Genomic DNA, 15,716 nt, shown 5'->3' on the forward strand with positions numbered 1-15,716 from the left:
TTGAGCAATCTGGCCCGCGTGGCAGACACGACCGATACGCTGCAACCGCGCGATTTCGATCGGCTTGCCGCCTATATCTACAAGGAGTGCGGCATCCGCCTGCCGCCGGTCAAGATCACCATGATCGAGGGGCGGCTGCGCCGCCGGGTGCGCGCCAACGGCCTGTCCAGCCTGCGCGACTATTGCGGCTGGCTGTTCGACGGCAATCATCTGGAGGGGGAGCGCGAGCATCTGTTGAACGCGGTCACCACCAACAAGACCGACTTTTTCCGCGAACCCAAGCATTTCGACTATCTGGTCGATACCGCGCTGCCCAAGATGCACCGTGAGGGCGTGCGCCAGCTGCGGGTGTGGAGCGCGGCCTGCTCGACGGGGGCGGAGCCCTATACGCTGGCGATGCTGCTCGATGCCTATGCCCAGGACAAGGGCGGCCCCGATTTCGGCATCCTGGCGACCGATCTGGACAGCGAGGTGCTGCGCACCGCCCGGCGCGGTGTCTATCCGGCGGCGATGCTGGACCCGGTGCCGACCGCGCTGCGCAACCGCTATGTGATGCGGCCGAGCGATCCCAAGCGCGGCGAGATGCGGATCGTGCCCGCCCTCCGCTCGGCGATCGGCTTCGCGCAGATGAACCTGATGGACCAACGCTATCCGGTGGGCGATGCGATGGACATCATCTTCTGCCGCAACGTGCTGATCTATTTCGACAAGCCGACCCAGGAAAAGGTGGTGTCGCGGCTGGTCGCCTGTCTGCGGCCCGGCGGGCTGATCTTCCTGGGCCATTCGGAGTCGATCGCCGGGTTCCAGCTGCCGCTGCGCCCGGTCGCCAACACCGTGTTCGAGCGCGTCTGATGCCGGTCAAGAAAATCCGCGTCCTCGTCATCGACGACAGCGCCAGCGTCCGCCAGGCGATGACCGCGATCCTGTCCGCCGATCCGGCGATCGAGGTGATCGCCGCCGCCGCCGATCCCTTCGCCGCCGCGCGCTACATCCAGGAGGAGGTGCCCGACGTCATCACGCTCGACGTCGAGATGCCGCGCATGGACGGCATCACCTTCCTGCGCAAGCTGATGGCGCAGCGCCCGGTGCCGGTCGTCATGTGCTCCTCGCTGGTCGAGGAAGGGTCGGAGACGCTGCTCCAGGCGCTGGAGGCGGGAGCGGTCGACGTGATCCTGAAGCCGCGCGTCGGGGTGGCGGACCATCTGGCCGAGGCGCATCTGATGATCCGCGAGACGGTCAAGGGCGCCGCCACCGCGCGGCTGGGCGCGCGGCGCCAGGGGCGGACCACGGCCCCCGCGCAGAAGCTGACCGCCGATGCCGTCCTGCCGCCGCCGACCGGCCGCGCGATGAGCCGCACGACCGAGATGGTGGTGTGCATCGGCGCGTCGACCGGCGGGACCGAGGCGCTGCGCGAGGTGCTGGAGGCGCTGCCCGCCAATTCGCCGGGCATCGTCATCGTCCAGCATATGCCCGAGAGCTTCACCCGCGCTTTCGCCAAGCGGCTCGACGGGCTGTGCCAGGTCGACGTCAAGGAGGCCGAGGACGGCGACACGGTGATGCGCGGCCGGGTGCTGATCGCGCCCGGCGGCCTGCGCCACACCATGCTGGAACGGCAGGGCGCGCGCTATGTCGTGTCGGTGCGCGAAGGACCGCTGGTCTCGCGCCATCGCCCCTCGGTCGACGTGCTGTTCCGTTCGGCGGCGCGCAATGCCGGGGCCAATGCGGTCGGCATCATCCTGACCGGCATGGGGGACGACGGCGCACGCGGCCTGCTGGAGATGAAGCAGGCGGGCGCGCGCACCTTCGCGCAGGACGAGGCGACCTCGATCGTCTTCGGCATGCCCAAGGAAGCGATCGCGCGCGGCGCGCATGACAGGATCATCCCGCTGGGCAGCGTCGCGCGCGAACTGCTGCAAGCCACGGCCCGCTGAGAAGGGGAAATACCATGTTGATGGCACGGATCGATACGCCCCTGGCCACCCCCGTCCTGGGACCTGTTTTGGGTGCCCCGTCGGTCGGGGAACTGGCCGATCATCTGCAAGGCGAGATGACGGGGCTGGAGGATGCCTTTCGCCAGACCGGCGAGGCGCTGGCCTCGGCGATCGACACCATCGACGGGCTGGCGCAGGGGCTGGCGGCGATCCGCGAGTCGCTGTCGCCCGAGACCGCCGGGGTCGCCGTCACCCGGCTGCGCGACGTCGCCTATCGCCTGATCACCCTGCCGATGATCCAGGCGCGCCGCGCGGTCGAGGTCGAGACGCTGAACGGGCGCACGCGCGAGTTGCGCGGGCTGCTGGGCGAAGTGGGCATGATCCTGAAGCTGCTCGGCATCTATGGTATGAACATCAAGATCGCCTCGTCGGGCGAGCCGTCCTTCCTGAACTTCGTGGTCGGCATGGACGAGAAGCTGGCCAGCGGCCGGAACGAGCTGCGCCATATCGAACAGGATCTGGGCCAGTTCAACCAGGTCATCGGCGAGGTGCAGGCCGCCGACCAGCGGCTGGCCCGCGAATGCGCGAGCGCCGGGGGGACGGTGCCGTCCGAACTGACCGGCAATGCCAATGCGTTGCAGGACCATGTGAACGCGGTGATGCGCACCACCGACGAGGTGGCGGGCATCATGCGCACCGTGCAGGGCGAGGTGGCGCGCATCCTGGGCGCAATCCAGATCGGCGACAGCGTGCGCCAGCGCGCCGAGCATGTGATCACGATCCTGCGCCGCATCGCGCCCGCGACGATCGGCGACGTGCCGCCGGTGCCGCCCGGCGCCGCCGCGCATCTGGCCCGGCTGGCCGCCGCGCAGATGGAGGCGATGGCCGATGATTTCGGGCGGGAGATCGTCGCGATCGTCCAGTCGCTCGAACGGCTGGGGCCGCTGGCCGATCATCTGCGCACGCTGCTGGGCTCGCACAATGCCGATGACGGGCAGATCCTGGTCCGGCTGGAACTGGACATCGCCAAGCTGACCAGCGTCACCGACCAGCTATGCGACGCCGACGGGCATCTCGCCGAGCTGACCGGCTTCGTCAGCCGGACGCTGGCCGATCTGACCCAGGGGCTCAGCCGGATCCGCAACATCGCGACCAGCGTGCAGGACATCTCGACCAATACCCAGTTGCTGTGCCGTCGCCACGGCACCCTGGGCCGCGCGGTCGCGGTCATCGCCAAGGAGGTCGCCCCCTGCGCCAGCCGTCTGGACCAGTTGAGCGTCGCGGTCGGTCGGCTGGTCGGCGTGCTGGCGGCGATCGATCTGGTGCAGGACAGCACGCAGGACGGCACGGTGCGCACGCGCGGCGCGCTGAACGACGCGCTGGCGGTGGTCCGCGCGGCCTGCGAAAGCTCCAGCGCGGTGATGGCCAAGGGCGATGGCGACGCGCAGCGCGTGCTGGCGTCGCTCCAGGCGAGTGCCAGCGACCTGGCCGAACAGCGCGCCTTTGCTGACACGCTGGCGACCGCCGCGCAGGGGCTGGCCCTCTATGCCGGGCAGCAGGGTCATGCGGCCGATGCGGGCGCGCTGACCGCCGAGGATTTCGCCGCGCTGACCGAGCTGCTGCCCTGGGCGGGAAGCCTCTACACCATGGCGTGCGAGCGGGTGATCCATGCGGACTTCCTGTTGCCCGGCATGGCGGTGCCCGCGCCGTCGGTCGCGGTGGTCACCTTCGACGACGACGATGACGGGCTGTTCTGATCCGGTCCGCAGGCATTGCCCGTCCCGGCGGCGGGGCGGGCGAGGGTTACGATAGCTTCACCCGTCCGTCACGAAGCCAATCGGCTCACCAATCGTTTCGCTCCTGCAGCATGAACGGGGACCCGCCTGTCCCCGTGGCACAGCAAGGGACCTAGCGAGATGGCCGAGACGATCGCCGACCTTTTGAACCGCACGCTGATCGAGGCGGGTGTGGAGCGTATCTGGGGCGTAACGGGCGACAGCCTGAACGCGTTCAACGATTCGCTCCGCAAGTCGGGCAAGATCGAATGGATGCATGTCCGCAACGAGGAGGCGGGCGCCTTCGCCGCCGGGGCCGAGGCGGCGGCGACCGGCGCGCTGGCGGTGTGCGCGGGCAGTTGCGGGCCGGGCAATCTCCATCTCATCAACGGCCTGTTCGACTGCCACCGCAACCGCGTTCCCGTGCTCGCCATCGCCGCGCATATCCCGTCGAGCGAGATCGGCCTGAACTATTTCCAGGAAACCCATCCGACCGAGCTGTTCCGCGAGTGCAGCCATTTCTGCGAGATGGTGCAGGATGCGCGGCAGATGCCCGAAATCCTCCACCGTGCGATCCGCACCGCGATCGGCCAGCGCGGCGTCGCGGTGCTGGTGATCCCCGGCGATGTCGCGTTGCAGGCCGCGCCCGAGACGCGCGCCATTCCCTTCCCCGCCCTCGCCGCGCCGCGCCTCGTGCCCGACGCGCAGGCGCTGGGGCAGGTCGCCGCGCTGCTCAACGAATCCAGGGCGGTGACGCTGCTGTGCGGCGCGGGCACGGCGGGCGCGCATGACGAGGTGGTCGCGCTGGCCGAGGCGCTGAAGGCCCCGATCGTCCATGCCTATCGCGGCAAGGAATGGATCGAATATGACAATCCCTATGATGTCGGGATGACCGGGCTGATCGGCTTCTCGTCGGGCTATCACGCGATGATGGAGTGCGACACGCTGCTGATGCTGGGCACCGACTTTCCCTATCGCAATTTCTATCCCGAAAAGGCGAAGGTGGTGCAGGTCGACCGCGATCCCGGCGCGCTGGGGCGGCGGGTGCCGCTCGACCTGGGGGTGGTCGCCGATGTCGGCGAGGTCGCGCGCGGCCTGATCCCGCTGATCGCGGGCGAGCGCGACGGGCGCTTCCTGGACAAGGCGCGCGCGCATTATCGCGACGCGCGAAAGGGGCTGGACGATCTCGCCACCCCGCGCGACGGCGACAAGCCGCTTCATCCGCAATATGTCGCCCGGCTGGTCGACCGGATCGCGGCCGAGGATGCGGTCTTCACCGCCGATGTCGGCACGCCCGCCGTCTGGGCGGCGCGCTATCTGACGATGAACGGCAAGCGGCGGCTGATCGGATCGTTCAACCACGGATCGATGGCCAATGCGCTGCCCCAGGCGCTGGGCGTGCAGGGGGCGTATCCCGCGCGGCAGGTGGTGTCGCTGTCGGGCGATGGCGGGCTGACCATGTTGATGGGCGACATGCTGACCGCCGTGCAGATGAAGTTGCCGGTCAAGATCGTCGTCTTTAACAATCGCTCGCTGGGTTTCGTCCAGATGGAGCAGAAGGCGGCGGGCTATGTCGATACCAATGTGTCGCTGCACAATCCCGACTTCGCCGCCATCGCGCGCGAGATGGGCTATTTCGGGGTGCGCGTCACCCGCTCGGACGCCTTGGAGGAGGCCCTGCGCGCAGCGTTCGCGCATGACGGGCCCGCGCTGGTCGATGTCGTGACCGAGACCCAGGAGCTGATCATGCCCCCCAAGATCCAGGCCGAGCAGGTCAAGGGCTTCAGCCTGTACGCCGCGCGCGCCGTGCTGAGCGGACGCGGGGACGAGGTGATCGAACTGGCCAGGGCCAATCTCTTCCGGTGATCCGGCGGCTCGCCCTGAGGGACTGGGTCGGGCAGCGCCTGTCGCGGGCGGACACGATCCGCAGCGTGGCGTTCGTCGCGCGCTGCACCGGTGCGGCGGTGCTGGCGCTGGTGGTGGCGAACCGGCTGGGGCTCGACCATCCGGTCTGGGCCAGCGTCTCCGCGCTGGTCGTGTCGCAGGACACGCTGGGCGACACGCACCGGTCGCTGAGCTGGCGGATCGTCGCGACGGTGATCGGGGTGGGGGTCGCGGTGCTGGTCGCGCTGATCCTGCACGGGGCGGGGCCGGTGGCGATGCTGGCGGTGGCGGTGGGGATCACCGCCGCCGTCGCGCGGCTGCGCACCGAGCTGCGCGTGTGCATGTGGACCTCGGTCATCGTCCTGCTGACCGTACCGCCCGGCGGCACCATCCTGACCGCCGCGCTCGCCCGCGCGCAGGAGGTGCTGCTGGGCGTCGCGATCGGCGCGGCGCTCCACTGGGTGGCGGAACGGTTGCTGTTCCGCCGGGCCTAGCCGCGGGAGGTCATCGGCCGGGCATCGGCGCGATCGTGATGCGGTCGATATTGGGGGCATAGCGCGACCGCAGCAGGACGCCGGGCCAGGTCTGCGACGCATAGGTGCGGCCGTCCCATTCGGGCTGTTCCTCGCCCGAGATGCGGATCGTGTTCGCACCGGCGCGCAGCGTGACGGGCACCGTCATCTCCCACCAGTTGTTGGCATGGAAGCTGTTGGGGAAGGTGGCGAGCAGCGGCTTGGCGCCGTTGACCGAGATGCGTGCGATCCGGGCGAGCGGGTCGGGATTATAGTGCGTCGCCTTGGACTGTTCGTCGTTGGAAAAGCGGATGGTCAGCGCATAGGTGCCCGCCCGGTCGGCCATGACGCGAGGGAAGGTCAGCGTGTTGCCGTTGCCGGGCGCGCCGCCGATGTCGAACACCGCGCGTCCCCCCTCGGCGCGCGAGGCGGTGCCGATCCGCGCGGCTCCGGCGACCTGTGCCTCCTCGGCCTGATAGCGATGCGGGGCGGCGGGGGCGGCCTCGCGGGTGACGCGCAGCGCGCGCAGCACGGGCGATCCGCCTGCGCCGCCGACCACCACCTTGTTGATCCCGCCCAGCAGGAAGGCGCGTCCGTCGGTCAACGTGCGGCCATTGACCGTCACGCGCGCCGTGCCGCCACGCATATCCGCCGCCAGCCGCATCGGCCCATCCTGCGGCGCATAGACCCAGAAGGTCGCGCTCGTCCCCGACGACAGGGTGACGCCGTCGCCCGCGGGGGCGGGATCGCCGCGCAGCACCGCGTCCTGCACGTCGTACAGCGCGGTCGTCGGCGCCGGATCGGCGGCGGTCAGGGTGATCCGGTCGACCAGCGCATTGCCCTGGGTGTGGCGGCGCCCGTCCCGGCTGCGCGTCGAGAGGGTGAGCACATGCCGCCCCTGCGTCAGCGACAGGACCGTATCGACATGATCGAGCACCGAGGGCTTGTACCCCAGCGGCAGCAGCAGCTCGGTTTCGCCCGCCGCCTTGCCGTCGATGGTCAGGAAGACGTTGGTCGCCCCCTGCGCCTGCGCCAGCGGGTCCTTGTTGAAGGTGCTGGCCAGCACCCGCAGGTCGTAGCGGCCGGTGCGCGGCACATCGACCGCGAAGTCCAGCGCCGCGTCATGGCCGGTCGCGAACCCCTCGACCGAATAGCGGCCCGAAGTGTGGAAGCGATCGACATTGTCGGGAGATCCCTCGGGCCCGCGCAGCGTCAGGCCGGTGCCCCGGCGGGTCGCCTGTTCCGCCTCGCAATCCTGCCGCCAGGGCAGGGTGACGGCGGCGGGCCGTGCGGCCTGGCCAGGGGTCAGGACCAGTTCATAGGCGGCTTCCTCGCGCAGGGCGGGCAGGCCGTCCTGGCCGAAGCGCATCTCCACCCGCCCGTCGCGGACCGGCAGGACGCGGTCGGCGATCAGGTCGGGCGGGGAGGCATCGCCCAGCTGGCCGGTCCAGCCGATCTCGCGCACCCGCGCGCGCACCGTCCCGCCGAACAGCGCGGGAATCCGGTCGAGCGCGACGATCGCGTCGCCGCTCTTGCCGCCGAACAACAGCCGCGCCTGGTGCCGGGCGGGATCGAGCGTCGCCAGCCCCTGCAGCGTATAGCTCTGGTCGGGATGCGGCGGCGTGACCGCCAGCGTATGGCCGCTCATCGTCGCATAGGCGTTGAGCAGCCACCATTGCCCGTTGCCGCGATTGGCCTGCACCGCCGAGTCGCTGAGATTGCCGTCGATATTCCAATAGGCGATGTCGGCATCGACCTTGGAATCCTCGATCGCGGCGACCCATTGCACCATCTGGCCGGGAACGGAGGTGTGGTAGTTATAGGCATATTCGTTAATGTTGATCGGCAGGTGGCGGCCCTGCCACCTGGTCCCGGCGAACAGCCTGTCCTCCCATTGCCGATATTGGCGCACGCTGGTGCGCACCGTCGCCGGGTTGCTGAGTTCGTGCCAGGTGATGACGTCGGGCACCGTGTCGGCCGCGATGGCATGGCGCAGGAAGCCCTCCACCTCGGGGAACAGGATGCTGGTATTGGGCCCGGCGATCCGCGCATCGGGCATCTCCTGCCGGATCATGCGATAGGCGCGGTCCCAGGCGTCGTTGAAGACGGTCGGGTCCTTCTGCCAGCGCACGCCGTTGCAGCTCCTGGGACCGTCGGCGAACATGTTCCCGTCGGGCTCGTTATAGGGGACGAAGACGATGCGGTCGCGATAGCGCTTGGCCATGCCCTTGACCTGGCGGACCTGTGCGCGGAGCTTTTCGATATAGGCCGCGACCGACTGGGCGCAGTCGCCCGTCTTCCAGTTGTACGGGAATTCGCGGTTGATGTCGGTCATGTAGATATAGGTGTCGCCGCCCGACGCGTCGGTCAGCAGCGTCGCCACCTCCAGCGCGTCGGCGCCGGGATGCTGCGGCCCGTCCTGCGCCTTCGTCGAGACGGTGCGCAGGCCGATGCCCTCGACCAGATTGGGATGCGGCAACCGCGCATCGTACAGGCCATAGAGCGTACCCGACGCGCCGCCGTGAAAGGCGCCGGTGTCGCTCGAGAGGTCGACCGTGATCCGGTCCTGCGCGGTGGCCAAGGTCGCGGTCGATCCGAGCAGTGCGGCAAGCATCAGGCGAAGCGGGGAGGGCATCAGGCGGGCTTTCGTCAGGAGGAGCATGGGGGGCGCTCGGCGGTCATGCGCTCGATCGTCGCGCGGGTCAGGATCAGGCGGGCGGCGGTGGCGGCGAGCGCCAGGTGCATCAGGCCGGGGATGAGGGTCGACAGCGCGCGGATGCCGGTCAGCGACAGCGGCGTCTGGTTGCCCGCCCCCGCCCGGTACGACACGATGACCAGCACCCCGCTGATCAGCACGCCCGCCAGCGCCCAGGCCAGCTTCACGAAGAACTGGTTGAAGGCGAAGCTCATGCCCGAGGAGCGCATGCCCAGCTTCCACTCGCCATATTGGTCGGCCAGCTGGATCAGGGTGAAGTGCAGCGGCAGGGTGCAGCCCAGCACGACGCAGCACAGCCCGACCAGCACCAGCCACAGCATCGGATGGCCGCCCGGCACGAAGAAGGCGGCGAAATGCCCCGCGACCAGGATCAGGTTCACCCCGACATAGACGGTCTTCACGTCGAACCGCCGGGTGAAGAAGGGCACGATCACCGATCCCAGGAACCCGCCCGCCGTCGCGGTGCCGAAGAACAGCGCCTGATAGGTCGTGTCGCCGCCCAGCACATAGGTGATGAAATAGAGGGCGGCGCCCCCCTTGGTATTGAAGATGCCGATCAGCAGCAACGTCATGACGAAGGTCAGGCGCAGCTGGTCGTTCTTCAGCGTGGTGGCGACCGCGACCTTCAGCGGCACCTCGGCCGAGTCGGCGGCGACCACCCGCTCGCGCACGAATAGGAAGCAGATCAGGAACATCGCGACCGCCGCCAGCGACAGGATCGCCACCCCGTCCCGGTAACCGCGCGCGATGTCGGTGCCGCCCAGCTGGCGGACCATGATGGGCAGGCCGACCGACACGCAGAAGGAGGCGATGGCGACCAGCGCGAACCGCACCGACTGGCACGCCACGCCCTCGCGCGCGCTGTCGGTCATGCGGGTGATCAACGCGCAATAGGGCACGTTGTTGAGCGAATAGGAGAAGGCGAGCAGGAAATAGGTCGCCGCCGCATAGGCGACCTTGCCGTCATAGCCCAGATCGGGCGACTGGAAGGTCAGGAAACAGCTCAGGCCCACCGGAATCGCGGTCCACAGCAGATAGGGGCGGAACCGTCCCCAGCGGGTGGAGGTGCGGTCGGCCATGATCCCGATCAGCGGGTCGGAGATCGCATCGAAGATGCGCAGCGACAGGAACAGGATGCCGACGATCCCCGGCGCCAGCCCGAAGACGTCGGTATAGTAGAAGGTCAGGAAATTGGCGATCAGCCCGGTGACGATCGTGCCCCCGGCATCGCCCAGCCCGTAACAGACCTTTTCGACGAACGGGATCGAAGCGGCGACGGCGGCCTCGCCCCGCTGTGCTCCGTTCGCCGCTATGGCGTGGTCCGCCCCCGATGCCGCCATGACCCTCTCCCTTGCTCCCCCGTCTATCGCCTGACGATTCCGATTCCGCTTTCCCTTATTCCCAACCGTCCCGATCGAAGGCCGCGGCGACCGCCGCACCGTCGCGCACGAAGACCGGAATATGGTCGAGCGGCGCCGCGACCGACAGGTCGCCGCCGCCTTCGATCAGGTCGCCGTTCCACGCGTCGCGCCAGACCCCGGCGGGAAGATAGACGCAGCGCATCGTCTCCCCCGCCGCCGTCACCGGCGCGACGAGCAGGTCGGGGCCGAACATATATTGATCGTCCACCGCCCAGCAGCGCGGATCGTCCGGATGGTCGTAGAACATCGGCCGCATCAGCGGATCGCCGCGTTCATGCGCATCGCGCATCAGCCCGGCGACATAGGGGCGCAACCGCTCGCGAAGCGCGGCATAGCGGCGCAGGACCGCGAAGACCGGCTCGCCGAAACTCCAGAGTTCGTTGCCCGCACCCGTATCGCATTGCGCCACGCCGTCGCGGAACGGCTCGGGCGGCGGGGTGATGGGGTCGCGATGGCCGTGCATCCGCAGCACGGGGGTGAACACCGCCCATTGGAACCAGCGGACCATCAGTTCGTGAAAGGCCGGGTCGCCGACATCGCCGCCGTGGAAGCCGCCGATATCGGTCGTCCACCAGGGGATGCCCGCCATTCCCATGTTCAACCCGGCGCTCAGCTGGTTGCGCATCGCCTCGAACGAGGAATGGATGTCGCCCGACCAGACCAGCGCGCCGTAACGCTGGCTGCCCGCCCAGGCGCAGCGGATCAGGCTGACGATCTCGGTCTCTCCCTCCGCCGCCAGCCCGTCGTGAAACGCCTGGGCATAATGGAGCGGATAGGCGTTGCCGACCGCCAGCACGCTGCCCGCATGATAGCGATAGGTGTCGAAATCATAGGCGCTATATTCGGGTTCGGCCTCGTCCAGCCAGAACAGCGCCACCCCCTGGTCGCGATAGTTGCGCTTCGCCCTTTCCCACAGAAAGGCGCGCGCGCCCGGATGGGTGGTGTCGATGAAGCGGGTATTGCCCAGAAATTCCTGTTGCACGTCCAGCCCGCGATTGGCGCGGACCAGATAGCCCTTTTCGGCCATCTCGGCGTAATTTTCGGACCTGGGGTCGACGGTCGGCCAGATCGAGACGAGCAATTCGGTGCCCATCGCCTTCAACTCGGCGGTCATCGCCGCCGGGTCGGGCCATTCGCGCGGATCGAACCGCCAGTCGCCCTGGACCGGCCAGTGGAAGAAGTCGGCGACGATCACCGCCAGCGGAATGCCGCGCCGGTGATAGTCGCGCGCGACCGCCAGCAGCTCCTCCTGGGTGCGATAGCGCAGCTTGCTCTGCCACAGGCCCAGCGCGAAGTCGGGCATCATCGGCACGGTGCCGGTGACGCGGGCATAGTTGCGCACGATCTCGGCGGGGGTGTCGGCGGCGGTGATCCAATAGTCGATCTCGCGCGCGGCGCGTGCGGTCCAGACGGTGCCGTTGGCGGCGAAATGCACCTCGCCCACCGCCGGGTTGTTCCACAGAAAGCCATAGCCTTCGCTCGACACGACGAAGGGGACGCTGGCCTGCGAATTGCGCTGCGCCAGTTCCAGCGAGCAGCCCGCCAGATCGAGATTGGGCTGCTGATACTGGCCCATGCCGTAGAGCCGTTCGCCGCGCTTGGCCTCGAACCGCACGGTGATCGCGGCGACCTCGCCGGGCAGCGGCTTGAACTCGCGCCCCGACAGGCCGAGCGCGCTGATCGTGCGCACCTCGTCGGTGCCGACCGTCCAGAATGTGTTGATCGTATCGCGCTGCCGCCATTTCTCCTCGAGCAGCAACTGCCCCCGCGCGTTCAGGAAGCGAACCCGGCCCTGAAGGTCGACCTCGGCGGTGATCCGCCCATGGGTGATGCGGGCGATGGCCCCGTCGCGGGTGACGTGCGGCATGCCGTCATGGGCGACGGTGTCGAGCAGCGCATGGGGCTTGGCATCGGTCGCCGGAAAGGTCGAGGCGCGCAGCCGAAGCCCGTCGGGACCATGCGCCTCGATCCGCAGCCAGTCGCCATTGTAGCGCCATGCGATCGCGCGCGATTCCAGACACAGCGTGTCCAACCCTGTCACCCTCCCGATCTTTGTACGTCCGTAAACGTTTACGAATAGTGATCGGAACAATCGGGACTGTCAATGACCCTTGTGCGGATCGCGTCGTCCCGCAATCACGGGCGGATGGACATACGCCAGCTCGCCAAGCATTTGGGGCTTTCGATCGGCACGGTTTCGCGCGCGCTGAACGATCGCAAGGATGTCAGCCCCGCCACGCGCGAGCGGGTGATCGCGGCGGCGCGGACCCATGGCTATATCCCCAACCAGTCGGGGCGGACGCTGCGCAGCGGGCGGACGGGCACGATCGGCTTCATGCTGACGCTGGAGAATGACAGCGCGATCCATGGCGACCCGTTCTTCATGGCGCTCCTGGAGGGATTGCAGAGCGGGCTGGGCGAGCATGACCTGGACCTCGTCGTCCTGCTGGCGCGCAAGGGCGAGGACGGGCTGACCTTTTTGCGGCGGCACGTGTCGCGCGGGACGGTCGATGGCTGGGTGCTGTCGGGGACGCAGCAGGACGATGCGCGGATCGCGTTCCTGCTCGAGCGGGGGATTCCCTTCATCGCGCTGGGGCGGACCGCGACCGCGCGGGACTATGCCTGGATCGACCTGGATTTCGAGGGGGTGGTGGCCGAGGCGATGGGCCTGTTCACCCAGGCCGGGCACCGGCGCATCGGGCTGGTCGCGCCGCCCGTGTCGATCAACAACAGCCAGATCGTCCTTGCCGGCTACCGCGCCGCGCTGGAGCGGGCGGGGCTGCCCTTCGACCCGGTGCTGGTCCATCATGGCGAGACGGACGAGAGCGACGGCGAGGAAACCGCGCGCGCGCTGATGGCGCTGGCCGATCCGCCGACCGCCTTGCTGCTGATGGGTGAGACCGCGCCGGTCGGGGCCTATCGCGCGCTGCGCAGCATCGGGCTGGAGCCCGGACGCGATGTCGCGGTGATCGGGTTGCGCGACAGTCCGGCGTGCCGGGCGCTGTCACCCGATCTGACCTGCTTCACGCTGACGCTGGGCGATCTGGGACTGGCGCTCGCCAAAGGCGTGGTAGCCCGGCTGCCGGGCCGGGCGGCGGAGGACGAGCCGCTCGTCCAGCAGCTCTGGCGCATGAGCCTGCGTGCCGGGCGGAGCCATGTGACGGCCTCCTGATCGCCTCTATCTGTCCGACAAGAAACGGCGCGGCCGTGGCGGAATGCGCGCCTTTTCGCCGCCGATCCCCTCCGCGCGCGAAAGCGGTTGCGAATCCCGGCCGAAGCCCGCTACCCCATGGGCAAAGATAAATAGTCGGAGAAGATCGGTGCCCTCATGCTGCCACGCCCCGTCGCGTCGCGACGTCCTTGCCACCGCCAGCGTCGGGGCGATGGCCACCGCCTGGGGCGCGGCGATGCCCGCCAATGCCTGGGCGCAGAACGGGGCGGGGCTGGGGGCGCGGCCGATCGCCACCGCATCCGCCGCCATGGTCCAGCCCTTCGACATGGCCGATGTCACGCTGGCGGATGGGCCGTTCCTCCATGCGCAGAAGATGACCGAGGCGTATCTGATGCGGTTGCAGCCCGATCGGATGCTCGCCAATTTCCGCAAGAATGCCGGACTAAAGCCCAAGGCCCCGGTCTATGGCGGCTGGGAGTCGGAGGCCCAGTGGGACGACATCAACTGCCATGGCCATACGCTGGGCCATTATCTGTCGGCCTGTGCGCTCGCCTATCGCGCGACCGGCGACCGGAAATACCGCCAGCGCATCGACTATATCGCGAACGAACTGGCCGAGTGCCAGAAGGCGGCGGGCACCGGGCTGGTCTGCGCCTTTCCCAAGGGGGCCGCGCTGGTCGCGGCGCATCTGCGCGGCGAACCGATCACCGGCGTGCCGTGGTACACGCTGCACAAGGTCTATGCGGGCCTGCGCGACGCCGCCTTGCTGGCGGACAGCGAACCGGCGCGGGCGGTGCTGATCCGACTGGCCGATTGGGGCGTCGTCGCCACCAGGCCGCTATCGGATGCGCAGTTCGAGACGATGCTGGAAACCGAATATGGCGGCATGAACGAAATCTATGCCGACCTGTATGTCATGACCGGCAACGCCGATTACCGCCGCGTCGCCGAGCGTTTCTCGCAAAAGGCGATCATGAACCCGCTGGCGCAGGGGCGCGATTATCTGGACGGGTTGCACGCCAATACGCAGGTGCCCAAGATCATCGGCTTCCAGCGCGTGTTCGAGGCGACCGGCGAGCCGAAATATCAGAATGCGGCGGCGTTCTTCTGGCGGACGGTGGCGCATACCCGCTCCTTCGCGACCGGCGGGCATGGCGATGGCGAGCATTTCTTCGCCATGGCCGATTTCGACAAGCATGTCTTTTCGGCCAAGGGGTCGGAAACCTGTTGCCAGCACAATATGCTGAAGCTGACCCGCGCGCTGTTCCTGCACGATCCGCGCGCCGAATATGCCGATTATTACGAGCGCACGCTTTATAACGGTATCCTCGCCTCGCAGGACCCGGATACGGGCATGGCGACCTATTTCCAGGGCGCGCGGCCGGGTTACATGAAGCTCTATCACACCCCCGAGGACAGTTTCTGGTGCTGCACCGGCACGGGGATGGAAAATCATGTGAAGTATCGCGACTCGATCTACTTCCATGACGACCGCGCGCTCTATGTGAACCTGTTCATCCCCTCGAGTGTGACCTGGGCCGACAAGGGCGCGGTGCTGACCCAGGTGACGACCTTCCCGGAGACGGCGACCACCCGGTTCCAGTGGAAGCTGCGCCAGCCGACCGAACTGACGCTGAAGCTGCGCCACCCGAAATGGAGCCGTACTGCGACCCTGCTGGTCAATGGCGCCGAGGTGGAGCGTTCGGACAAGCCCGGCCGCTATGCCGAGCTGACCCGGACTTGGAAGACCGGCGACACGGTCGAATGGCGGATGGTGATGGAGCCCGGCGTCGAAAGCGCCCCCGCCGCGCCGGAGATCGTCGCCTTCACCTATGGCCCGCTGGTGCTGGCCGGTGCGCTGGGCCGCGAGGGGCTGGCGCCGGGTGCGGACATCATCGTCAGCGAGCGCAAATATGGCGATTACAACAACATGCCATTCCAGGCCCCGACGCTGGCGGGCGAGCCGGGGGAACTGACGCAGAAGATCCGGGCCTCGGGCAAGCCGCTCGAATTCACCATCCCGGCCGCAGACGGCCAGCCGGTGCGACTGGTCCCGTACCACCGCATCGCGCATGAGCGGTACGCGACCTATTGGAAGTTGGCCTAATCACGATTCGACCATCCCGGCGAAGGCCGGGGTCCAGTCGCTATCCGATTACGAGATTCCAGAAGATTTGTTCGCGCGGAGGCGCGGAGGACGCAGAGAGGCTGTCCGATCGGCTGCGGCACGTCTTCATCTCTATGGGGTGGAGAGAGAGGCATAAGCTGCCACGGGCGAAACACCTCCGCCTTCTCCGCGCCTTCG

10 protein-coding genes are annotated in these 15,716 nt (G+C 68.3%); 7 read left to right on the top strand and 3 right to left on the bottom strand.

All coding sequences use genetic code 11. The features are described 5' to 3' along the window. From ABIC44_RS04765 to ABIC44_RS04785, 5 genes are all read left to right on the top strand, one after another. A complete protein-coding gene (locus ABIC44_RS04765; protein ID WP_354294005.1) occupies nucleotides 1–852 on the top strand; it encodes a CheR family methyltransferase in 852 nt (283 codons plus the stop codon). Continuing rightward, entirely contained in the window at nucleotides 852–1,931 is a 1,080-nt protein-coding gene (locus tag ABIC44_RS04770) for a protein-glutamate methylesterase/protein-glutamine glutaminase (protein ID WP_309699585.1), read from the top strand. The genes ABIC44_RS04765 and ABIC44_RS04770 overlap by 1 nt, the downstream gene beginning before the upstream one ends. Before the next feature lie 14 nt (nucleotides 1,932–1,945). Continuing rightward, on the top strand, nucleotides 1,946–3,688 hold the full coding sequence (locus ABIC44_RS04775; protein WP_354294006.1) for a hypothetical protein: 1,743 nt from the start codon (nucleotides 1,946–1,948) through the stop codon (nucleotides 3,686–3,688). A gap of 159 nt (nucleotides 3,689–3,847) precedes the next feature. Beyond that, nucleotides 3,848–5,572 carry a ubiquinone-dependent pyruvate dehydrogenase gene (gene poxB, locus ABIC44_RS04780; RefSeq protein WP_354294007.1) on the top strand — a complete coding sequence of 575 codons (1,725 nt, stop codon included), beginning with the start codon at nucleotides 3,848–3,850 and terminating at the stop codon, nucleotides 5,570–5,572. Next, a complete protein-coding gene (locus tag ABIC44_RS04785) occupies nucleotides 5,569–6,084 on the top strand; it encodes an FUSC family protein (RefSeq protein ID WP_307102404.1) in 516 nt (171 codons plus the stop codon). The genes poxB and ABIC44_RS04785 overlap by 4 nt, the downstream gene beginning before the upstream one ends. 10 nt (nucleotides 6,085–6,094) lie before the next feature. On the opposite strand, the gene ABIC44_RS04790 is transcribed toward ABIC44_RS04785, so the two are convergent. From ABIC44_RS04790 to ABIC44_RS04800, 3 genes are read right to left on the bottom strand one after another with little or no spacing between them, the layout of a single operon-like run. Then, complete coding sequence (locus tag ABIC44_RS04790; RefSeq protein ID WP_354294008.1) at nucleotides 6,095–8,737, bottom strand: cellulosome protein; 2,643 nt, start codon at nucleotides 8,735–8,737, stop codon at nucleotides 6,095–6,097. Between the two features lie 14 nt (nucleotides 8,738–8,751). Next, nucleotides 8,752–10,158, bottom strand: a complete 1,407-nt coding sequence (locus ABIC44_RS04795) for an MFS transporter (RefSeq protein WP_354294009.1) — start codon at nucleotides 10,156–10,158, stop codon at nucleotides 8,752–8,754. A gap of 55 nt (nucleotides 10,159–10,213) precedes the next feature. Beyond that, nucleotides 10,214–12,280 (bottom strand): glycoside hydrolase family 31 protein, encoded by a 2,067-nt coding sequence (locus ABIC44_RS04800; protein ID WP_354294011.1) that lies wholly within the window; start codon nucleotides 12,278–12,280, stop codon nucleotides 10,214–10,216. Between the two features lie 63 nt (nucleotides 12,281–12,343). Between ABIC44_RS04800 and ABIC44_RS04805 the strand changes: the two genes are divergently transcribed. Together ABIC44_RS04805 and ABIC44_RS04810 are read left to right on the top strand one after the other, a co-directional pair. Next, nucleotides 12,344–13,411 carry a substrate-binding domain-containing protein gene (locus tag ABIC44_RS04805; RefSeq protein WP_354294013.1) on the top strand — a complete coding sequence of 356 codons (1,068 nt, stop codon included), beginning with the start codon at nucleotides 12,344–12,346 and terminating at the stop codon, nucleotides 13,409–13,411. Nucleotides 13,412–13,622: 211 nt separating this feature from the next. After that, nucleotides 13,623–15,518, top strand: coding sequence for a glycoside hydrolase family 127 protein (locus tag ABIC44_RS04810; RefSeq protein WP_354294015.1), 1,896 nt, complete (start codon nucleotides 13,623–13,625; stop codon nucleotides 15,516–15,518). The last annotated feature ends 198 nt before the right edge of the window (nucleotides 15,519–15,716 follow it).

The organism is Sphingomonas sp. 1185, from assembly GCF_040544655.1.
Taxonomy (GTDB): Bacteria; Pseudomonadota; Alphaproteobacteria; order Sphingomonadales; family Sphingomonadaceae; genus Sphingomonas.